Origin of the sequence: Streptomyces sp. NBC_01716, from assembly GCF_036248275.1 — a bacterium.
Taxonomy (GTDB): Bacteria; Actinomycetota; Actinomycetes; order Streptomycetales; family Streptomycetaceae; genus Streptomyces.
Genome location: NZ_CP109181.1, coordinates 2,903,196 through 2,923,559 on the forward strand (window position 1 = coordinate 2,903,196; position 20,364 = coordinate 2,923,559).

At 71.2% G+C, this 20,364-nt stretch carries 22 protein-coding genes; 9 read left to right on the plus strand and 13 right to left on the minus strand.

Going from position 1 to position 20,364, the window contains the following annotated elements:
• Positions 1–73: 73 nt before the first annotated feature.
• Entirely contained in the window at positions 74–712 is a 639-nt protein-coding gene (locus OIE74_RS12425) for a DUF6758 family protein (RefSeq protein WP_329382003.1), read from the minus strand.
• A 177-nt stretch (positions 713–889) separates the two neighbouring features.
• Positions 890–1,537, minus strand: a complete 648-nt coding sequence (locus OIE74_RS12430; RefSeq protein ID WP_329382006.1) for a suppressor of fused domain protein — start codon at positions 1,535–1,537, stop codon at positions 890–892.
• Positions 1,538–2,005: 468 nt separating this feature from the next.
• Here OIE74_RS12430 and OIE74_RS12435 point away from each other — a divergent pair, with 468 nt between their 5' ends.
• Complete coding sequence (locus tag OIE74_RS12435; protein ID WP_329382009.1) at positions 2,006–3,121, plus strand: magnesium and cobalt transport protein CorA; 1,116 nt, start codon at positions 2,006–2,008, stop codon at positions 3,119–3,121.
• A gap of 31 nt (positions 3,122–3,152) precedes the next feature.
• Positions 3,153–3,680, plus strand: a complete 528-nt coding sequence (locus tag OIE74_RS12440) for a hypothetical protein (RefSeq protein ID WP_329382012.1) — start codon at positions 3,153–3,155, stop codon at positions 3,678–3,680.
• 16 nt (positions 3,681–3,696) lie between these two features.
• Here OIE74_RS12440 and OIE74_RS12445 read toward each other — a convergent pair whose 3' ends face one another.
• Positions 3,697–4,494 (minus strand): hypothetical protein, encoded by a 798-nt coding sequence (locus OIE74_RS12445; RefSeq protein ID WP_443076092.1) that lies wholly within the window; start codon positions 4,492–4,494, stop codon positions 3,697–3,699.
• A gap of 218 nt (positions 4,495–4,712) precedes the next feature.
• Here OIE74_RS12445 and OIE74_RS12450 point away from each other — a divergent pair, with 218 nt between their 5' ends.
• The 3 genes from OIE74_RS12450 to OIE74_RS12460 are packed head-to-tail and all read left to right on the plus strand — an operon-like array spanning position 4,713 to position 7,782.
• Positions 4,713–5,987 carry a magnesium transporter MgtE N-terminal domain-containing protein gene (locus OIE74_RS12450; RefSeq protein ID WP_329382017.1) on the plus strand — a complete coding sequence of 425 codons (1,275 nt, stop codon included), beginning with the start codon at positions 4,713–4,715 and terminating at the stop codon, positions 5,985–5,987.
• The gene (locus tag OIE74_RS12455; RefSeq protein WP_329382019.1) at positions 5,977–6,579 is read left to right on the plus strand and encodes a DUF1003 domain-containing protein; all 603 of its coding nucleotides are present in this window, start codon (positions 5,977–5,979) and stop codon (positions 6,577–6,579) included. Before OIE74_RS12450 ends, OIE74_RS12455 begins: the two co-directional genes overlap by 11 nt.
• 42 nt (positions 6,580–6,621) lie before the next feature.
• Positions 6,622–7,782: an Mrp/NBP35 family ATP-binding protein gene (locus tag OIE74_RS12460; protein ID WP_329382021.1), complete on the plus strand. Its 1,161-nt coding sequence runs from the start codon at positions 6,622–6,624 to the stop codon at positions 7,780–7,782.
• A 72-nt stretch (positions 7,783–7,854) separates the two neighbouring features.
• Here OIE74_RS12460 and OIE74_RS12465 read toward each other — a convergent pair whose 3' ends face one another.
• From OIE74_RS12465 to sigE, 5 genes are all read right to left on the minus strand, one after another.
• Positions 7,855–8,535 carry a hypothetical protein gene (locus tag OIE74_RS12465; RefSeq protein WP_329382024.1) on the minus strand — a complete coding sequence of 227 codons (681 nt, stop codon included), beginning with the start codon at positions 8,533–8,535 and terminating at the stop codon, positions 7,855–7,857.
• Positions 8,536–8,651: 116 nt separating this feature from the next.
• A complete protein-coding gene (locus OIE74_RS12470) occupies positions 8,652–9,113 on the minus strand; it encodes a sec-independent translocase (RefSeq protein ID WP_329382027.1) in 462 nt (153 codons plus the stop codon).
• A 126-nt stretch (positions 9,114–9,239) separates the two neighbouring features.
• The gene (locus OIE74_RS12475; RefSeq protein ID WP_329382030.1) at positions 9,240–11,033 is read right to left on the minus strand and encodes a S1C family serine protease; all 1,794 of its coding nucleotides are present in this window, start codon (positions 11,031–11,033) and stop codon (positions 9,240–9,242) included.
• A gap of 89 nt (positions 11,034–11,122) precedes the next feature.
• Positions 11,123–12,007: an anti-sigma factor family protein gene (locus tag OIE74_RS12480; RefSeq protein WP_329382033.1), complete on the minus strand. Its 885-nt coding sequence runs from the start codon at positions 12,005–12,007 to the stop codon at positions 11,123–11,125.
• Positions 12,004–12,762, minus strand: coding sequence for an RNA polymerase sigma factor SigE (gene sigE / locus OIE74_RS12485; RefSeq protein WP_329392267.1), 759 nt, complete (start codon positions 12,760–12,762; stop codon positions 12,004–12,006). Before sigE ends, OIE74_RS12480 begins: the two co-directional genes overlap by 4 nt.
• A 154-nt stretch (positions 12,763–12,916) precedes the next feature.
• Between sigE and OIE74_RS12490 the strand changes: the two genes are divergently transcribed.
• A complete protein-coding gene (locus OIE74_RS12490) occupies positions 12,917–13,582 on the plus strand; it encodes an O-methyltransferase (protein ID WP_329392268.1) in 666 nt (221 codons plus the stop codon).
• A 123-nt stretch (positions 13,583–13,705) separates the two neighbouring features.
• Here OIE74_RS12490 and OIE74_RS12495 read toward each other — a convergent pair whose 3' ends face one another.
• Positions 13,706–13,873 (minus strand): DUF3117 domain-containing protein, encoded by a 168-nt coding sequence (locus tag OIE74_RS12495; protein ID WP_003966491.1) that lies wholly within the window; start codon positions 13,871–13,873, stop codon positions 13,706–13,708.
• Positions 13,874–14,198: 325 nt separating this feature from the next.
• Here OIE74_RS12495 and OIE74_RS12500 point away from each other — a divergent pair, with 325 nt between their 5' ends.
• Entirely contained in the window at positions 14,199–14,999 is an 801-nt protein-coding gene (locus OIE74_RS12500; protein WP_329382035.1) for an enoyl-CoA hydratase/isomerase family protein, read from the plus strand.
• A 35-nt stretch (positions 15,000–15,034) separates the two neighbouring features.
• Here OIE74_RS12500 and OIE74_RS12505 read toward each other — a convergent pair whose 3' ends face one another.
• Both OIE74_RS12505 and OIE74_RS12510 read right to left on the minus strand, forming a co-directional pair.
• Positions 15,035–15,631, minus strand: a complete 597-nt coding sequence (locus OIE74_RS12505) for a DNA-3-methyladenine glycosylase I (protein WP_329382038.1) — start codon at positions 15,629–15,631, stop codon at positions 15,035–15,037.
• Positions 15,628–15,981, minus strand: coding sequence for a DivIVA domain-containing protein (locus OIE74_RS12510; protein ID WP_329382040.1), 354 nt, complete (start codon positions 15,979–15,981; stop codon positions 15,628–15,630). Before OIE74_RS12510 ends, OIE74_RS12505 begins: the two co-directional genes overlap by 4 nt.
• 146 nt (positions 15,982–16,127) lie before the next feature.
• Here OIE74_RS12510 and folP point away from each other — a divergent pair, with 146 nt between their 5' ends.
• Positions 16,128–17,000, plus strand: a complete 873-nt coding sequence (folP, locus tag OIE74_RS12515; protein WP_329392269.1) for a dihydropteroate synthase — start codon at positions 16,128–16,130, stop codon at positions 16,998–17,000.
• 34 nt (positions 17,001–17,034) lie between these two features.
• On the opposite strand, the gene OIE74_RS12520 is transcribed toward folP, so the two are convergent.
• A complete protein-coding gene (locus tag OIE74_RS12520; protein WP_329382043.1) occupies positions 17,035–17,784 on the minus strand; it encodes a TIGR00730 family Rossman fold protein in 750 nt (249 codons plus the stop codon).
• Between the two features lie 135 nt (positions 17,785–17,919).
• Positions 17,920–19,011 carry a succinyl-diaminopimelate desuccinylase gene (dapE, locus tag OIE74_RS12525; RefSeq protein WP_329382047.1) on the minus strand — a complete coding sequence of 364 codons (1,092 nt, stop codon included), beginning with the start codon at positions 19,009–19,011 and terminating at the stop codon, positions 17,920–17,922.
• 107 nt (positions 19,012–19,118) lie between these two features.
• Between dapE and OIE74_RS12530 the strand changes: the two genes are divergently transcribed.
• The gene (locus tag OIE74_RS12530) at positions 19,119–20,096 is read left to right on the plus strand and encodes a hypothetical protein (protein WP_329382050.1); all 978 of its coding nucleotides are present in this window, start codon (positions 19,119–19,121) and stop codon (positions 20,094–20,096) included.
• Positions 20,097–20,364: the final 268 nt, after the last annotated feature.

Sequence of the window (20,364 nt, forward strand, 5' to 3'; positions counted from 1 at the left end):
TCCAGGATAACGGGCGTTCGAAGGCGTCCCGAACGCTCGAACCCGCACGCGGTCCGGTCCGGCCGGCCCGCGGTCAGCTCAGCAGACGCGGGGAGAGCGCCCCGCACGGCAGCAGATCCACCTCGGCGCCGGCGTCCCGCAGATCGGTGAGGACCAGCTCGTCGTACATCAGCAGCCCCGTCTGCTCCGGCCAGACGATCGCCCAGAGCCAGAGTCCGAGGGCCTCACCGGCGAAGACCGCGCGGTCGGGCGGTGCGTCGGCCACGTGCCAGAGGGGGGTGGGGCGGCCGGCGGCCAGCAGTTTGGCGTGCGGGGGCCTGTCGGCGCAGATGTGCGGGCCGGGGTCGGGGCCGTCGATCCCGGCGTAGCGCGCCCCGAGTCCGACGCCGAGCTCCTCGGCGACCAGCAGCAGTTCTCCCGGGCCGCCGAGCGGGCCGGGGCCCGAGCACGCGACGGCGGTGGCCCGGCCGCCGCTGCGGTCGTCGCCCGCGTAGGCGACACCGGTGTAGAGCCAGCCGACGGGGAGCGGCCAGGGCATCCAGACGGGGACGCGGGCGCGGTTCACCACGACCCCGAGGGCTTCGACGCTGGGCGGTATGACCGGCTGCAACGGATGGACGGTGCCATGGATGTCGCACTGCCAGGAGTCGGCGAAGAGACCGGGCGCCCTGACCCGGCCACCGCACTTCGGGCAACCTGGTTCGCCCCTCATAGCGCCCAACGGTCCTCCCCGGCCGACGCCCCGTCAAGGACGATCACCCCTCCGGCACAGAACGGCGGCAAATACCGGCGGCCTGTACGAGAGGGGGTCTCCTCTCGGCGGCGTACGGGGTTCAGAGACGTACGTACGGCGCCGGCGCGGCACGGTACGACACCGACGGCCGCAGCCTCAGTCCAGCGCCACCGAGCCGCGCAGCGGGTCGCGCAGATCCGTCCCGTGCGCCAGCCACCGCTCCTGGAGCGCCTGCGCGCCCTTCACCCGCTTCCACGCCGCCTCGTTGGCCGTCATCGGGAGCAGCGGCAGGAACCGTACGGGATCCAGCGGCGCCGCCAGCTCCAGATCGGGGACCAGCCCGCCGGACTCCGCGACGAGCACGGAGCTGAACGGCGCGCCGGGCCACAGGGGTTCGCCGACCTCCAGCGAGGCACCCGCGGTCACCACCAACCCCTCGACCTGGGGCGACGCGGCCAGTACGGCGAGGGGGCGCAGCACCTTGTCGGTGTCGGCGAGCCCGGCCCGTACCGACAGGATCAGCTCGGCGCGCGGCCCCCGGGCCGGGTCGGGGACAACGACCGTGGGGTCGGCCATCGGCCGCGCGGACATCCCGAGCGTGGCGTACCGCACAACGGCGCCGCCGGACCCGCCGCCGACGCCACCGGGGCCGGCGGAGCCCCCTTCGCTCTCCCGGTCCCCCGGGTCGAGAAACCGCAGGACCTCGACCCGGTCCGTGCCCACGAACGTCATCGCCGCGCGCGCGTCGGGCTCGCCCAGCGCCGTACGCAGCTGTGCCTCGACCAGAGAGAGAACTTCTGCCATCCGGCGAGCATAGAACGCCGTCTTAACGGGCAAGAGACCGAATTGGCCTCGATCGGCTGCTAGTCTGGGCCGCCGGTCGGGACAGCGCGCGGAAAGCGTCGCCTTCCAGTCCCGACATACGTCGTCCCCTACGGGGGACCGGCCGGAGGAGGTGGGGCTGCGGTGGATCGAAGTCACCCGGCCAGTACCAGCCGCTCTTCCTCGCGCTGTACCGCCTCTCGCATCTGAGGCCCTGCCCCGTACAGGCCCGCGGCTTGTCGCACGACGGAAGAGCATCGCACCAGCTCTGTTTTGCCTGTCTGTAGCGAATGCCGTCACCGCGTCCTCGCGGTGCCGCCCGCTTTGCGGACGTACGCGCGTCGCGTCGTTCTCACGCCGTCTCGGTCCCGATTCGGCACGTACGCGCCTCACGTCCCCGTTCCGGGCTGCGCCACGCCCCGCCGACGGCCTCTCCGGGAGGAGCCAGCCATGTCGATGATCCGTGACCTGCGTGCGGCGGTCCGTCCGTCACTGCGCAAGAGCAGCACCCCTTACAGCACGTACGACTCCACGCGCGACCCCTCGGCCTCCAGCGCCGTCGTCGACTGCGCCGTCTACCGCGGCGGCCGGCGGGTGAAGGACGAGCCGTGCCTCACCCCGCACGAGGCGATGCTGGAGGTGCGACGGGGCGGCGGGTTCGCCTGGATCGGCCTCCACGAGCCGACCGAGGAGGAATTCGCGGGTATCGCGGCCGAGTTCGGGCTGCACCCGCTCGCCGTCGAGGACGCCGTGCACGCCCACCAGCGGCCCAAGCTGGAGCGGTACGACGACACCCTCTTCGCCGTCTTCAAGACCATCCACTACGTGGAGCACGCGGAGCTCACGGCGACCAGCGAGGTCGTGGAGACAGGCGAGGTCATGTGCTTCACCGGCCGGGACTTCGTCATCACCGTGCGGCACGGCGGCAAGGGCTCGCTGCGCGCGCTGCGCCACCGGATGGAGGAGGACAGCGAGCTCCTGGCCAAGGGGCCTTCGTCCGTCCTGCACGCCATCGCCGACCATGTCGTGGACGGCTACATCGCGGTGGCCGCGGCCGTGCAGGACGACATCGACGAGGTCGAGATCGATGTGTTCTCGGCGCCCGCGAAGGGCAGCCCGCGCGGCTCGGACGCGGGGCGGATCTATCAGCTGAAGCGCGAGGTGCTGGAGTTCAAGCGGGCCGTGGCACCGCTGCTGCGGCCGATGCAGCTGCTGAGCGAGCGTCCGATGCGGCTGGTCGAACCCGACGTACAGAAGTACTTCCGGGACGTCGCGGACCATCTGGCCAGGGTGCACGAGGAGGTCGTCGGCTTCGACGAGCTGCTGAACTCGATCCTCCAGGCCAATCTGGCGCAGGCGACCGTCGCGCAGAACGAGGACATGCGCAAGATCACGTCCTGGGCGGCGATCATCGCCGTACCGACGGCTGTGTGCGGCGTCTACGGCATGAACTTCGAGCACATGCCCGAGCTTCAGTGGAAGTACGGCTACCCGATGGTGCTGGGCGGCATCGCCGTCGTCTGTCTCACCATCCACCGGATGCTCAAGCGCAACGGGTGGCTGTAGGAGGCCTGACCCAGGCCCTAGGCTGCCGGGCATGACAGAAACCGTGCCCGGCTCCCCGCTCCTCGGCAAGGCGCTCGTCGAGGAGGCCACCAAGAAGTCCGGCCTCATCTGGGTGCGGGCGGGCGGTCCCGCCCGTGCCCTGTGGCACGTCTGGCTGGACGGCGCCGCGCTGATCGTCGGCGACGGCGACGGCGAGCAGCCGCTGCCGGGGCTGGTGGACGGCTCCACCGCCGAGGTGACCGTACGGAGCAAGGACAAGGGCGGGCGGCTGGTGGCCTGGACCGCTTCCGTCACCGAACTCGCTCCTCGTACGGAGGCGTGGGAGACGGCTGTCGCCGAGCTGAAGGGCAAGCGGCTGAACGCGCCGGACTTCGACGAGATGACCGACCGGTGGGCGCGCGAGTCGCGCGTGCTGCGTCTGGAGCCGCGCGACGCGATCACCGACCTGCCGCACGGCTCACAGGCGGCGGCGCCGCTGCCGACTCCGGCGACGACGCGTCAGCCGGCCCCGGCGGCCGTGCCGCGCCTGCTGTTCAAGCGCGGGAAGAAGAAGGGCTGAGCCCGGACGGGCCGGTTCAGCTGCTCGGCAGCGTGGTGCCGTAGTCCACCGTCTCGCCCTTCGCGGGCGCCTTCAGCGGGAAGTCCTTGCCCCAGTCGCTGAGCGTGAGCGTTCCCGCGCCGCCCGCGCGGGCCAGTTGCAGCGGGTACGGCGTGCCTTCCAGGGAGACGTTCAGCGAACCGCCCGCGCCTTCGTCGCCGTTGACCTCGATGGTGCGTACGCCGCCGATCTGGGGGCGGCCGCCCTTGCCGAGCTTGCCGTGCAGTCCCAGCAGCCCGTCGAGCAGCACGCCCTTGTCGGTGAAACCCCGCAGCTGGTCGTAGGACGGATCGTCCTCGGGGACCTTCACATACTTGTCGTCGAGCTTGTCCGCCGCCTCGGCGTCGGCCTTGCTGGGCGGGTCACCCTCGCCCTCACCGCCCTTGCCGTCCGGGTGGGTCCAGAACTCGGCGTCCGCCTTCAGGAACAGCTCGTCCCCGACCCGCAGCAGCTCGAACGTGCCCAGGGCCTCGGAGCTGACCGATCCGGTCCCGCCGGCCTCCTTGAGCGACATGTTGAGCTTGTAGGTCTGCCCGTCGGTGACGACCGTGCCCGCCAGGCGCACCGCGTCCGCACTCTCGGCCGCCGTCTTCGCCTTCTTCTCGATCCCGGCGGGCGACAGTTTGCCGACGCCGTTGGTGCCCGCGTCCGGATCCTCGTCGCCGCCGCACGCCGTGAGCGCGAGGCTCATCCCGACACAGAGAGCCACGGGAAACGCGGCCCGGCCAAGACGGACAAGGGACCGGGAAAGGGTCACGAACGCACTGCCTCTCATGCACGGCGGGGGACGGCAGACCGCAGCGTACCCGTGCCGCGCGGGCCCATCGACAACGAGCCCCGGCGACGGATCGCCCGTACCGTACGGACGGATCCGCCAGGGCGGCACGGAGCGGTACGGGCTAGCCTGAACCCGTTGTCGCGGTCCATACGGGGACAGTCACGGGCAAGGCCACCGGCACGGCAGGGACAGTCGCGGGCAGGGAGGAGCGCATCATGGCGTCGGGCGCTTCCCGGGTCTTCGTCTCGCACCTCGCCGGGGTGCCGGTCTTCGACCCCAACGGCGATCAGGTGGGGCGGGTGCGTGACCTCGTGGCGATGCTGCGGGTCGGCGGGCGGCCGCCGCGCGTGCTCGGCATGGTCGTCGAAGTCCTCAGCAGGCGGCGGATCTTCCTGCCGATGACCCGCATCACGGGCGTCGCGTCGGGCCAGGTGATCACGACGGGCGTGGTCAACATGCGGCGCTTCGAGCAGCGCCCCACGGAGCGGCTGGTCCTGGGCGAGCTGCTCGACCGCCGCGTACAGCTCGTGGAGAGCGGCGAGCAGGTGACCGTCCTCGACGTCGCCGTCCAGCAGCTGCCCGCCCGCCGCGAGTGGGAGATCGGGAAGGTCTTCGTCCGGCACGGCAAGAGCGGCGCGCTGCGGCGGCGCGGCGAGACGCTGACCCTCGACTGGTCGGCGGTCACCGGCTTCACGCTGGAGGAGGACGGCCAGGGCGCGGAGAATCTCGTCGCCACCTTCGAGCGGCTGCGCCCCGCCGACCTGGCCAATGTGCTGCACCATCTGTCGCCCAAGCGGCGTGCCGAGGTGGCCGCCGCCCTCGACGACGACCGGCTCGCCGACGTCCTGGAGGAGCTGCCCGAGGACGACCAGGTGGAGATCCTGGGCAAGCTGAAGGACGACCGGGCCGCGGACGTCCTGGAGGCGATGGACCCGGACGACGCGGCGGACCTGCTCTCCGAGCTGCCCGAGGAGGACAAGGAGCGGCTGCTGGCGCTGATGCGGCCGGGCGACGCCGCCGACGTACGGCGGCTGCTGGCGTACGAGGAGCGGACGGCGGGCGGCCTGATGACGACCGAGCCGATCGTGCTGCGGCCGGACGCGACGGTCGCCGACGCGCTGGCTCGGGTGCGCCGGCAGAACCTCTCACCCGCGCTGGCCGCCCAGGTCTATGTGTGCCGGGCGCCGGACGAGACACCGACGGGCAAGTATCTGGGCACGGTCCACTTCCAACGGCTGCTGCGCGAACCGCCGTTCATGCTGGTCGGCTCGATCGTGGAGAGCGATCTGCCGCCGCTGGCCCCCGACACGCCCCTGCCCGAGGTCACCGGCTATCTCGCCGCGTACAACATGGTCGCCGCGCCGGTCGTGGACGAGAGCGGGTCGCTGCTCGGCGCCGTGACCGTCGACGACGTCCTGGACCATCTGCTGCCGGACGACTGGCGGGAGACCGGGTTCAACGGCGCGGAGGAGGCCACGAGTGGCCACTGAGCGTCCGGAGGGTCAGTCGCCGAGGGAACGGGCCGCCACGGTCTCGGGTGCGAGCGCGCCGCCGCGCGGCCCGCGCGGACGGCTCGACCAGCCGCGCACGCCGAGGCGCAGGTTCCTGCCGGAGTACGACCCCGAGGCCTTCGCCCGGTTCTCGGAACGGATCGCGCGCTTCCTGGGGACGGGCCGCTTCATCGTCTGGATGACGCTGATCATCATCGTCTGGGTGCTGTGGAACGTCTTCGCGCCCAAGGAACTGCGCTGGGACGAGTACCCGTTCATCTTCCTGACCCTGATGCTGTCCCTCCAGGCCTCGTACGCGGCCCCGCTGATCCTGCTGGCACAGAACCGCCAGGACGACCGGGACCGGGTCACCCAGGAGCAGGAGCGCAAGCAGAACGAGCGCTCCATCGCCGACACCGAGTACCTGACCCGCGAGATCGCCTCGCTGCGGATGGGGCTCGGCGAGGTCGCCACCCGCGACTGGATCCGCTCGGAGCTCCAGGACCTCGTACGGGACCTGGCCGAGCAGCAGGTCCTGCTGCCCGCGGACCGGACGCGCGGACGTGACGAACCAGACCACCCGGAGCACTGACGCGCTTTCCTGGGCGTGCGCGCCGCGCCGTACCATCTCCGTATGGCTACCGACACGCACGAGACCGTCGCTCCCGCGGAGGACGCGGTGCGCGCAGCACTGGCGACGGTGAACGACCCCGAGATCCACCGGCCGATCACCGACCTCGGCATGGTGAAATCGGTCGACATCGGGGCGGACGGCGCGGTGGCTGTCACGGTCTATCTCACGGTGTCCGGCTGTCCCATGCGCGAGACGATCACCACGAACGTGACGGAGGCGGTCGCCTCGGTCGCGGGCGTCACGCGGGTCGACGTCACGCTGGACGTGATGAGCGACGAGCAGCGCAAGGAGCTCGCGACGTCGCTGCGCGGCGGTACGGCCGAGCGTGAGGTGCCCTTCGCCAAGCCCGGCTCGCTGACCCGCGTGTACGCGGTGGCCTCCGGCAAGGGCGGTGTCGGCAAGTCGTCGGTGACGGTCAACCTGGCGGCGGCGATGGCCGCCGACGGTCTGAAGGTCGGCGTCGTGGACGCGGACATCTACGGGCACAGCGTGCCGCGCATGCTGGGGGCCGACGGCAAGCCCACCCAGGTCGAGAACATGATCATGCCGCCGTCGGCGCACGGCGTGAAGGTCATCTCGATCGGCATGTTCACCCCGGGCAACTCGCCGGTGGTGTGGCGCGGACCGATGCTGCACCGGGCACTCCAGCAGTTCCTCGCCGATGTGTTCTGGGGCGATCTGGACGTGCTGCTGCTGGACCTGCCGCCGGGGACGGGCGACATCGCGATCTCGGTGGCGCAGCTTGTGCCGAACGCCGAGATCCTGGTGGTCACCACCCCGCAGCAGGCCGCCGCCGAGGTCGCCGAGCGGGCCGGCTCCATCGCGGTGCAGACCCATCAGAAGATCGTCGGCGTGGTCGAGAACATGTCGGGCCTGCCCTGCCCGCACTGCGACGAGATCGTCGACGTGTTCGGGACGGGCGGCGGCCAGCGGGTCGCCGAGGGACTGACGAAGACCACGGGCGCCTCGGTGCCGGTGCTCGGCTCGATCCCGATCGACGTACGGCTGCGGGAGGGCGGCGACGAGGGCAAGCCGGTCGTGCTCTCCGACCCCGGCTCCCCCGCGGGTGCGGCGCTGCGCTCGATCGCCGGCAAGCTGGGCGGGCGGCAGCGCGGTCTGGCCGGCATGACGCTGGGGCTGACGCCGCGCAACAAGTTCTGAGTCTCTGACAGCCGCTCATGTGTAAGGGGCGCCCGCCATTGGCGGGCGCCCCTTACACATGAGACCGCGCGGCTACGCGGAGACGTACGTGTTGATGTCCTCGATCACCGAGAAGCCGAGGCCGTACGCGCTCATGCCGCGCCCGTACGCACCGATGTGCACCCCGTTCCCGGCCGCCTCGCCGGGTCCCGTCGAGCCCGCGAGCACCCAGCCGAATTCGGATTCGCGATAGTGGAACGGTGTCGGCACGCCGTCCACGGGGAGCGAGAGCACCGACCAGGCGGAGCCGTTCAGATCGTCGGCCAGTGCGAAGGCCGTCTCGGTCTGCTGGTCCAGCCAGTCGTCGCGCAGCGAATGGTCGAGCTGTACGGGCCACGCCGACAGCAGCAGCGCCGAACCGGCCAGCCACGCCGCCGAGGACACCGTTGTGGCGTCGAGGACGCCCGTGCCGTCCCCGCTGTGCCGTACGGGGCTCGCCGCGACGGTGATGACCGCCGCGAAGCGCTCCTTCTCCGCGCCCGGCGCCTCCGGTCTTATCGACGGCTCGTCACCATGTCCCGTGGAACCGTGCTGGACGGTGCCGTCCGCCGCCCTGCCCACCTGCATCAGCCATCGGGGGCCGGTGAACGCGTCGTCCAGTCCGTACCAGGGGAAGTTCGCCCGCAGATAGCCCTCGACCGTACGCCGGGCCCCCGACACTCCATCCGCCGTGCCGGCCGGGCCATGGGCCCCTACCCGACTTGTCGTCTCCATCTGTCCGGACCGCCTCCTCTATCTCGGAGTCCGGAGCGGCCCGCCCTCACGGACGTCTCACCACCGGACAGATGGAGGATAGCCACCCGTTACCGACTGGCCGGGCAGGGTGGGGCTCAGGTGGCGTCTGCGTCGAAAGGCGGACGATCGGCCTGCTGGGGCTTCTCGGGCTTCTTGAGCAGGTCAGCGGTGCCGGAGGGGCTTTTCGTCAGGCTGGGCGCCGGGGTGTCGTTTGCGCCGGTCGAGTCATCCCTGCCATGGACCGAGTCGGCGACCTCGTTGATTTCCTTCTTGAGGTTGAAGCTGCTGCGGATCTCCTTCAGCCCGAGATCGTCCTCATGCTCCGACAGCTGCTTCCGGACGAACTTCTTCGGGTTGAGGTCCTCGAAATCGAAGTCCTTGAACTCCGGTCCCAGCTCGGAACGGATGTCCTCCTTGGCGTTGTCGGAGAACTCGCGCACCTTCCTGATGAAACGGGAGACGTCCTGGATGACCTTGGGCAGCTTGTCCGGGCCGAAGACGAGCACGGCGAGAATCACGAGCGTCACCAGCTCAAGCGCGCCTATGTCATTGAACACCTAGCTGCTCCTTGTGTTCTCCGTGCCCGCAGGCGAGACCTCGTCGGCCTGGCCTGTGGTGGGTCGAGGCCCGGGCCGCTCCACGGTACCCGGCGGACCTGGCCGGACGGTACCTTCATTCGGCACTCACCTGCCTTCCGCGCTGCCGAGTACCAGAGTCATGGTCTGCTCTTTACCTCCGCGCGTCAGTGTGAGCTCCAATTCGTCACCTGGGCGGTGCGAGCGGACCTTCACGATCAGCTCCTCGCCGCTGTGCACGCGCTGGCCGTCCACCTCGGTGATGACGTCGCCGGTCCTGATGCCCGCCTTCGCCGCCGGGCCGCCTTCCTCCACCGCCGGCCCGCCACCGGCGCCCTTCGCACCGACCTTGGCGCCGTCGCCCGTGTACTCCATGTCGAGCGTGACACCGATCACGGGGTGCGACGCCTTGCCGGTGTTGATCAGCTCCTCGGCGACGCGCTTGCCCTGGTTGATCGGTATCGCGAAGCCGAGCCCGATGGAACCGGCCTGGGCGCCGTCCGGCGTACCGCCGCCGTCGGCGCCGCGGATCGCGCTGTTGATGCCGATGACCTGGGCCTTCGAATTCACCAGCGGGCCGCCGGAGTTGCCGGGGTTGATCGGTGCGTCGGTCTGGAGGGCGTCGACGTAGCTGATGTCGCTGCCGTCGCCGTTCTCGCCGCCGGCGGTGATCGGGCGCTCCTTGGCGCTGATGATGCCCGCCGTGACGGTGTTCTGGAGGTCGAAGGGCGCGCCGATGGCCACCACCGGGTCGCCGACCTGGACGTTGTCGGAGTTGCCGAGCGGCAGCGGCTTGAGTCCGGAGACGCCGGTGACCTTCACCACGGCGAGGTCGTAGCCGCTGTCCTTGCCGACGAGCTTCGCCTTGGCGGTCTCGCCGCCGCTGAAGGTGATCGAGATGTCGCCGTTCTCGCCGGCGGGGTCGACCACATGGTTGTTGGTCAGGATGTGGCCGGAACGGTCCAGTACGAAGCCGGTGCCGGTGCCCTGCTCGCCGCCTCCGCTGACATGGAGGGTGACGACGCTCGGCAGGGCGCTGGAGGCGATCCCGGCGACGCTGTCGGCCGGACGGCCGCCGCTGTCGTTGCCCGCCTGGGGCAGTTCGACGCTGGTGAGGCCGCCGTTGCGCTCGATGTACGCGCCGACTCCACCACCGATGACGGCGGCGCAGAGCGCGAGTGCCAGGGCGCCCACGAGGCCGATACCGCGGCGCTTCTTCCGTTGCTCGCCCGGGTCGGGGTGGGACAGGGCCTGCTGTCCGGGGGCGCCCCAGGGGTCGTACTGGAGCCACTGGTTGGGCTGAGGGTGCGGGCCCTGGGGCGGGGGCAGGTGACCCTGGCCCTGGTGGCCCCGCATCGGCTGCTGGGCGCTCTGGGGCGGGACGCCGTACCCCGAGGCCGGCTGGGGCTGGGGTGCGCCGGGGGCGGCCGCGGCGGTCTGCCCGGTGTAGTGCTGCGGCGGGATGGGCGTGCCTCCCGCCGGGGTGGGCACCGGTCGCTGCACGGGAGGCGCGGGCGCCCAGGGGCCGGGGCCGCCGTAGGGCGGTGTGCTGTAGGGGTCGGGCTCGTGCAGCGGCTGCGGGCGGCCCTGCGTGCCCGTTCCCGCCGTGGCGCTCACCGCCGAGGGGGTGCGCTCGGGCGGGGCGAGGAGATGGTCCTCCGGATCCGGATCCGGGTCGAAGGACGGCTCCGGGCCGGCCGCTCGCTCGGGGACGCTGTCGGCGGGTCCGGTGACCGGCGCCCGGTCGGGACCCTGGGGGTTTTCATCGGTGACCGGCGACAGTTCCGTCGTCTCCTCAGTGATCCGGTGCTCCGGTACGTCGGAGTCCCGCGGTATCGCGCGCCCCGTAGCCGGGCGGCTCCACCACTTCGCCTTGGGTCCGGTGGCCTTGCCGTCGTCCATGCTCTCCCCGCACCTGCCTCGTCCGTGCCCCGATCAGGCACCCCTGCAGGGATTCAACCAGGTTTACGAATGTTCGCGCAGGGACCCTGTCACCGACGCTGCGAAAGCGGCACGCCGGGCTGTGTGGGTGCGGCGAGGTGGGTGGGGTCGGGTGTGGCGGTAGGTGTGGTCGTTCCGGGATTGGCGGCCATCTGGAACGCCGTACCCGTAGGACGTATCAAGGGCGCCCCCGGGTAGTGGATGAGGACCGCCGACTGGAACGGGTGGGGAGTGAGCGGTGCCTGCATCGTGCCGGGAGCGAGCACCGGCGCGCTGTCGACGGACTGCGGAAGGATGGCACCCCGCTCGCCGCCCTGCCTGCCCCGCGTCGCGCTGCCGGGCGGTGTGGTGGCCCTGGTCAGCGGCGTGATGCTGTTGGGCGCACCGGCCCCGCGCGCGGCGGTGTCGGCCGTGGCACCCATGGGCAGCGCGCCGCCCAGGGCCATCGCGGCGAAGGACACCGCGCTCGCGGCGGCGAAGGCGAACCTCCGGCCGCGCCAGGGTGAGCGCTCGGCCTCGACACGTCCGACCTCGTGGATCCTGAAGCCGGCACCGGAGCTGGAGCCGCCGCGCAGAGGTGACCCGTGGGGTCCGGCCGGGCGGTAGCCGAACGCGTCGCTCCGCACGCCGAAGACGCCGTTGCCGAACGCCGAACCGTCGAACGGACCAGGGGGCTCGTCCTCGTCCTTCTCGGTGGCTCCGCCGGGCAGCCCCTGGAGACGGGCGAGAAATCCTTCGGACAGCGGCGGCGGCGCCGACTGCGCGAACGCGTTCTTCAGCCGGCGCTGGGCGTCGGCCTCCGCCTTGCACCTGGCGCAGGTGGCGAGGTGCGCCAGCACACGCTCCCTGGCGTCGTGACCGAGCTCCCCGTCCACCAGGGCGGCGAGCCGGTCCCCCAGGTGCTGCTCTGCGGGGGTCGGACCTGTGCCACTCACGCGAGTCCGCCCTCCCCGGCAACGCTCGCGAACGTGCGCTGCTCGGCCCGAGCCTCGGGGGAACGGTGCTGAAGGGCCTTGCGCAGATGCGAACGGCCACGGTGGATCCTGCTGCGCACCGTGCCGAGCTTCACACCGAGCGTGGCGGCGATTTCCTCGTACGACAGTCCCTCGATGTCGCACAGGACGACCGCGGCCCGGAATTCGGGAGCGAGGGTGTCCAGCGCCTGCTGCACGTCGGCGTCGAAGTGGGTGTCGTGGAAGACCTGCTGCGGCGAGGGCTCACGGCTGGGCAGGCGCTCCGCCGCGTCCTCACCGAGCGCGTCGAACCGGATCCGCTGCTTACGGCGGACCATGTCCAGGAAGAGATTGGTGGTGATGCGGTGCAGCCAGCCCTCGAACGTGCCGGGGGTGTACGTCGACAGCGACCTGAAGACCCGGACGAAGACTTCCTGGGTCAGATCCTCGGCGTCGTGCTGGTTGCCCGTGAGACGGTAGGCAAGGCGGTACACGCGGGCGCTGTGCGTGCTGACGATCTCCTCCCAGCTGGGAGGCGTCCACGCCTGCGATTCCGCATCCGATGCGAAGGTCGCCGTAACTGCGGAGTCGGTCGAGCGAGAACGGTCAGCGAAGTTGGTCACGGATTTCGGCTCACCGGCCGACCTGAGAAAGCGCTTCAGCGCTCCTCCCCGATCCGCAGGCGCAGCCGCACCTCCCCTATCGACTCTGGTGGTGTCCAGCGGAGCACCTACCATAGCTACCTCGCCCGTTAGCTCCGGATAAGAATCTTTGCCTGAATTTGCGACCGGTTCCAGGTCTTGTTCCAGCTCTTCATCCATGCGTTCCCCCACCCCCTCTTAACGCCCGGTCCCATCAGCGGGTTCCCGCGTGCAGCGGATACAGTCACCGGTGCGCCAACTACGGGGACAGGAGAGGGTCATTACCGCCAACCGGCAGACAAGCTGGGCGTTCGCCGACGCTTTTGTCGCCGAGGACGAGGCACTGCGCTGGGCCCGCGACAGGGCCCGGGACATGGGGCTCCGCTCGGTGTCACCGGGCACGGGCGCCGCGCTTCGTCTGCTTGCCGCCACGGCGGGCGCCAAGGCGGTGGCGGAGATCGGCACGGGCACCGGTGTCTCCGGGATCTATCTCCTCAGCGGCATGCGGTCCGACGGCGTGCTGACCACGGTCGACACGGAGCCGGAGCGGCAGCAGTTCGCCCGCGAGGCGTTCCGCGCGGCCGGTTTCACCAACAATCGCGCGCGCTTCATTCCCGGCCGGGCCCGCGACGTACTCCCCCGGCTCGCCGACGGCGGGTACGACCTCGTCTTCTGCGACGGGGATCGGCTCGAATGCCTCGACTATCTCGCTGAATCGTTGCGCCTGCTTCGGCCCGGGGGCCTCGTCTGCTTCGAGGGCGTCTTCGCGGACGGCCGTACGGTCGATTCGGCGGCCCAGCCCCACGAGGTACTGCGGCTGCGCGAGCTGCTGCGTACGGTGCGGGAGATGCAGGACGAGCTGCTGCCGTCGCTGCTGCCGGTGGGCGACGGGCTGCTCTGCGCCGTACGCCGCTGACCCGCCTTCCGTAGGCTGACCCGCCTTCCGTAGGAGGACACGAGGCAGGGAACGGCATAAAGCTGCCCCGGCACGGAGGTACGTCCGCGACGGGGCAGCACGAGAGTGCGCGTTCTGTCCGCGTCAGCCGACGACCTTCTTCAGAGCGTCGCCCAGCGCATCCGCCTCGTCGGGGGTCAGCTCGACGACCAGCCGACCGCCGCCTTCGAGCGGAACGCGCATGACGATGCCCCGCCCCTCCTTGGTCACCTCGAGCGGGCCGTCGCCCGTCCGCGGCTTCATGGCCGCCATGCTCGTTCCCCTTCCTGAAACCAGCTCATCACCGCCGGCGGCCCCATGACAGGCGCTGTGTCACCGGCATCGAACACATTGCTTCCAGGCCATTATCCCGCATGGCGGGACCCGATGACCAACATCGGACGGCATCGCTTACGCAACGCGCTCTCTCAAAACGACTCAATTCGGCGATCCGCCTGCGATACTTCGCCGCTGTTCAGGGCTGCGCGGCCGTGGATTCTTTGACGCAGGTCACATGCCGACCTGCGGTGATCTCCGCCATGCTGGGGCCCGACAGGACAGCTGGACGGGCAGTCAGAGTCGCGGAGGAGATTCGATCATGGCCGACACGGTGCTGTACAAGGTGGCCGACGGGTTGGCGACCGTCACGATCAACCGGCCCGAGGCCATGAACGCGCTGAACATCGCGGCCAAGGTCGCCCTGCGGGACGCGCTGCGTACCGCCGCGGACGACCCCGCCGTACGGGCCGTGCTCCTCACCGCCACCGGGCGGGCCTTCTGCGTGGGGCAGGACCTGAAGGAGCATGTCTCCCTCCTGGCGGCCGACACGGCCGACGGCAGCGGCGGGACCATGCGGACCGTCGGCGAGCACTACAACCCCATCGTGCGGGCCCTGACCGAGATGCCGAAGCCGGTCGTGGCGGGGGTCAACGGGGTGGCGGCGGGGGCGGGGTTCGGCTTCGCGCTCGCCTGCGACTACCGCGTGGTGGCCGACACGGCCTCCTTCAACACCTCGTTCGCGGGGGTGGCACTGACGGCCGACTCCGGCGTGTCGTGGACGCTGCCACGGCTGATCGGCGGGAGCAGGGCGGCGGACCTCCTGATGTTCCCGCGGTCGGTCACGGCGGAGCAGGCGTACGAGCTGGGGATCGTCAACAAGCTGGTCCCCGCGGCCGACCTCGCCTCCGAGGCGGCGGCGGTCGCGCGGACCCTCGCGGAGGGCCCCACACTGGCGTACGCGGCGCTGAAGGAGTCCCTGGCGTACGGCGCCGGCCATTCGCTGGCCGAGACGCTGGAGAAGGAGGACGAACTCCAGAACCGGGCGGGCGCGTCGCAGGACCACGGCATCGCGGTCCAGGCCTTCCTCGCCAAGGCGAAGCCGCGCTACGTGGGCCGCTGACCGGGCCCGGGGGGCCGGGGGTCGGCCGGGATCCCCTACACGTCGGCGAGCTGCCGGCGGACCAGGCAGCCGGCCAGGTGGTCGTCGACCAGGCCGCAGGCCTGCATCAGCGCGTACGCCGTCGTGGGGCCCACGAACCGGATGCCGCGCTTCTTGAGCGCCTTCGCCAGTGCGGTGGACTCGTCGCTGACCGGCGGGACGTCCCCGACCGTCTTCGGTACCGGGCGCGTCGCCGGGTCCGGGGCGTACGACCAGATGAGGGTGTCCAGTTCGCCGGCGGACCAGCCGGCCAGCTCGCGCGCGTTGGCGAGGGTGGCATCGATCTTGGCGCGGTTGCGGATGATGCCCTCGTCGGTCAGCAGCCGCGCGGCGTCCGCGTCGGTGAAGGCGGCGACGGCCGGGATGTGGAAACCCGCGAAGGCCCGGCGGAAGCCCTCGCGGCGGCGCAGGATCGTGATCCAGGAGAGGCCGGACTGGAACGCCTCCAGGCACAGCCGCTCGAACAGCGCGTCGTCGCCGTGGACGGGGCGCCCCCACTCCTCGTCGTGGTACTTGACGTAGTCCTCGGTCGACAGGCCCCAGGGACAGCGCAGCTCGCCGTCCGGGCCCGCCACCGCTCCGCCGTCGGTCACCGCTGGTCCTCCTCGCCCGGGTTCCTGAAAAGGTCGGGCCCACCGACCGCCGCCGCCTGGGCGCCCGCGAGGGTGGACTCCAGCTCGGCGATCCGGGAGTCCCGCTCGGCCAGCTCGGCGCCGACCCTGGCGAGCACCTCGTCCACGTCCGCCATCCGGTAGCCCCTGAGGGCGACCGGCAGCCGCAGGGCCTCTATGTCGGCCCGGCCCACCGGGCGTGTCGTGGGCAGCGGGTCCACGAGGAGTTCGGGCGCGGTCTCGGGCAGCACCTCGCGGTCGCCGCCGCCGACCACCGCGAGGGTGACCGAGGCCACCACCACGACCATCGCGATGAGCAAGAACAGGAACACGTGCTTCTCCCCGGGGCAGGAAAACGTCCGGTGCCGATCGTGCCACGCGGGACCGACAGTTAGGGTCTGTCGGTTGGGTCAGGGCGGATCAGGGAGCGGAGTCCGGTGGCGTGGATCGCAAGGCGGAGTCGGGCGGTGACCAGGGGATGAGCGACGGCACCCTGCGGCTGGGGCGGCGGGAGTTCGGCCCGTACGAGCCGGTGATCATGGCCATCGTCAACCGGACCCCGGACTCCTTCTACGACCAGGGCGCGACCTTCCGCGACCAGCCGGCACTCGACCGGGTGGAGCGGGCGGTCTCCGAGGGCGCCGCGATCATCGACATCGGCGGCGTGAAGGCGGGGCCCGGCGACGAGGTGACGGCCAAGGAGGAGGCGCGCCGGACGGTCGGTTTCGTCGCCGAGGTACGCAGGCGCCACCCGGACGTGGTGATCAGCGTCGACACCTGGCGGCACGAGGTCGGCGAGGCGGTCTGCGAGGCGGGCGCCGATGTGCTCAACGACGCCTGGGGCGGGGTCGATCCGGCGCTCGCCGAGGTCGCCGCGCGGTACGGCGCGGGGCTGGTCTGCACGCACGCGGGCGGGGCCGAGCCCCGGACCCGGCCGCACCGGGTCGCGTACGACGACGTGGTCGAGGACATTCTCCGGGTGACGCTCGGGCTGGCCGACCGGGCGGTGGAGCTGGGCGTCCGCCGGGACGCGATCATGATCGATCCGGGGCACGACTTCGGGAAGAGCACCCGGCATTCTCTGGAGGCGACCCGCAGGCTGGGCGAGATGACGGAGACCGGCTGGCCGGTGCTCGTGTCACTGTCCAACAAGGACTTCGTCGGCGAGACCCTCGACAGACCGGTGAAGGAGCGGGTGATCGGGACGCTCGCGACGACCGCCGTCTCGGCCTGGCTCGGCGCGCGGATCTACCGCGTGCACGAGGTGGCCGAGACGAAGCAGGTGCTGGACATGGTGGCGTCGATCGCGGGCCACCGGCCCCCGGCGGTGGCTCGCCGGGGGCTGGCCTAGGGCGTGTTTGAGAAGTCCCGTCTGGGGCCCGGCGCTACTTGCCGGTCTCCTTGGTCACCAGCGCCACCGCCTCGTCCACGTCGTCCGTGACGTGGAACAGCAGCAGGTCCTTCTCCGACGCCTTGCCCTGTGCCACGACGGTGTCCCGCAGCCAGTCGATGAGACCGGTCCAGTACCGCGTCCCGAAGAGGACGATGGGGAAGCGGGTCACCTTGCGGGTCTGGACCAGCGTGAGCGCCTCGAACAGTTCGTCCAGCGTGCCGAGGCCGCCGGGCAGCACCACGAAGCCCTGCGCATACTTCACAAACATCGTTTTCCGGACAAAGAAGTAACGGAAGTTGACCCCGATGTCGACGTGCGGGTTGAGCCCCTGCTCGAAGGGCAGCTCGATACCGAGCCCGACGGAGATGCCCTTCGCCTCCCGCGCGCCCTTGTTCGCCGCCTCCATCGCGCCGGGGCCACCGCCCGTGATCACCGCGAAACCGGCCTCGACCAGTGCCCGGCCGATCCGGACGCCCGACTCGTAGTCCGGCGAGTCGACGGGCGTGCGGGCCGAGCCGAAGACGCTGATGGCGCTGGGGAGTTCGGCGAGCGCGCCGAAGCCCTCCACGAACTCGGACTGGATGCGCATGACCCGCCAGGGATCGGTGTGCACCCACTCGGAGTCGCCCTCGGTGTCCAGCAGCCGCTGGTCGGTGGTGCCCGGCTGCACCTGGTCCCGGCGACGCAGCACCGGCCCGAGACGCTGCGTGTCCGGCTTCCGTGCTTCCTCAGGACTGCCCATGGACTGCTCCCTCCGCTGCTGTGCCAGTTCCGGGCCAGCGTAGATCCATGGAGGTGACAACCGGCGAAATTCCGGCGGTCCGTCCGACTCCTCCGGCCGTACCGGCCGCCCACACCCCGCCGGACAAGACGGGTCCTACGCGCTCAGCCACTCCCGCAGCCGGTTCTCGCAGTGCGTGATCCGCTCGACGGCCACGTGCTCGTCGCGCTTGTGGGCCAGCAGCGCGTCCCCCGGGCCGTAATTGACCGCGGGCACTCCCAGCGCGCCGAAACGCGAGACGTCCGTCCAGCCGAACTTGGGCTGCGCGGTGCCGCCCACGGCCGCCATGAACGCGGCCGCGGCGGGGTGCGAGAGACCGGGCAGGGCCGCGCCCGAGTGATCGTCCACGACGAATTCCCGGACCCCGCAGCCGGCGAACACCTCGCGCACGTGCGCCACCGCCTCCGCCTCGCCGCGGTCCGGCGCGTAGCGGTAGTTGACCACCACGGTGCACGCGTCGGGGATGACGTTGTTCGCCACGCCCCCCTCGATCGCGACGGCGTTCAGTCCCTCCCGGTACTCCAGTCCGTCGATCACCGGGCGGCGCGGTTCGTACGCGGCGAGGCGGGCCAGGATGGGCGCGGCGGCGTGGATGGCGTTGGACCCCATCCAGCTGCGCGCGGAGTGCGCCCGCTCGCCCTCCGTACGGAGGTGGACCCGCAGCGTCCCCTGGCAGCCGCCCTCGACCTGCGCGTCGGAGGGTTCGAGCAGGACGGCGAAGTCGGCCTCCAGGAGGTCGGGGCGGGCGGCGGCCACGTGCCCGAGGCCGTTCAGGTCGGCGGCGACCTCCTCGTTGTCGTAGAAGACGAAGGTGAGGTCGCGGTTGGGCGTGGGCACGGTCGCGGCGATGCGCAGCTGGACGGCGACGCCCGACTTCATGTCGGTGGTGCCGCAGCCCCACAGGATGCCGTTCCCGTCCAGCCTGGAGGGCACGTTGCCGGCGATCGGGACGGTGTCGATGTGCCCGGCGAGGATGACCCGCTCGGCCAGCCCGAGGTCGGTACGGGCCACGACGTTGTTGCCGAACCGCTCGACGGCGAGATGGGGCAGCGCGCGCAGCGCCTCCTCCACGGCGTCCGCGAGGGGCTTCTCGGCGCCGCTGACGGACGGGATGTCGACGAGCCGGGCGGTGAGTTCCGGGGCGTCCAGCGTGAGGTCCAGCGTGGGTCCAGGCTTCGTTTCGGGCATGGCCAGACCCTACGACGTGGCCCGTGTCCGGCGGGGGCGGCAGGGGCCGGGACAGGCCCCGGGCGGGCCGGTCCTGGCCGACAGGCGGGGCCGGTACGGTGGGCGGCGTGTCCGAGACCGCATCCCCCTCCCGTCGCGGCCGGTTCCTGCGTATCGCGGCCGGGCTCACCGTGCTCCTCGCGCTGGCCGGCTACCTCGTGGTGCGCCTCGTCCCCGGCGACGGCGGCCCGCCGCGCTGCGTCGCGCGTGCCACCGACTCGTCCGACGGCGACGTCCCCACCTACGAGATGAGTCCGGAGCAGGCCGCGAACGCCGCCACGATCTCCGCCGTCGGCACCACGCGCGGCATGCCCGAGCGCGCCGTCACGATCGCCCTGGCGACCGCTCTCCAGGAGTCGGCGCTGCGCAACATCGACCACGGCGACCGGGACTCCGTCGGGCTCTTCCAGCAGCGCCCGTCGAAGGGCTGGGGCACGGTCGAGCAGATCCTCGACCCCGTGTACTCGGCCGGGAAGTTCTACGCGGGACTCGCCGAGGTCCCCGGCTACTCACGGCTTCCTCTTACGGAGGCGGCGCAGCGCGTCCAGCGCAGCGGTTTCCCGCAGGCGTACGCGAAGCACGAGCCGGACGCGACGCTGCTGTCCGCCGCCCTCACCGGCCGGGCCGCCGCGACGCTCACCTGCACGGGCGGGAGCGACGGCGAACCGGGCGATCCGGCGAAGGTACGGGCGGCTCTGACGCGCGCCTTCGGACCCGAGGTCCTGCCGAAGGCCGGCTCCGCGGACGCGCCCGCGGACGGCGGCGGCGAGCAGGAGGGCCAGGCGGGCGGCGAGGCGGCAGGACAGCCCGACGTCAAGGGCCCGGCCGAGGTGGCCGTGCCGGTCGGCGGTTCGGACGAGGCCCGCGGCTGGGAACTCGCCCACTGGGCGGTGGCGCACTCCGCGGATCTGCGTATCGCCGAGGTCTCCGTAGGAGACCGGGTGTGGAGCGTGGAGAAGTCCGGTCAGGGCTGGCGCAAGACCGACGGTGAATCGGGTCCGGAGAAATCCGGTGGGAACGCGGTTCGAATGCGGATCGCGCAGTAGTACGGCCGATCCACCCGAACGAAGTAGTCCCGGCGTTTCGGGACGGCATTGCGCGGACTCACCCGGCGATTCCATCGAGCCAACACAAATCCCTTGCGACAAAGGAGAAGTGACGGTTCGCCAGATCTCCGCACCGAGGATCCTTTGACCGTTTTTATCCGTAACCGATAATGCGACGCATTACCAATTCTTTACCCTCGCGCACCGCAACCTCGGATGCCCTTCGAGGGGTTGTCACTGCGTCCGATCGCTGGACACGACAATTTCC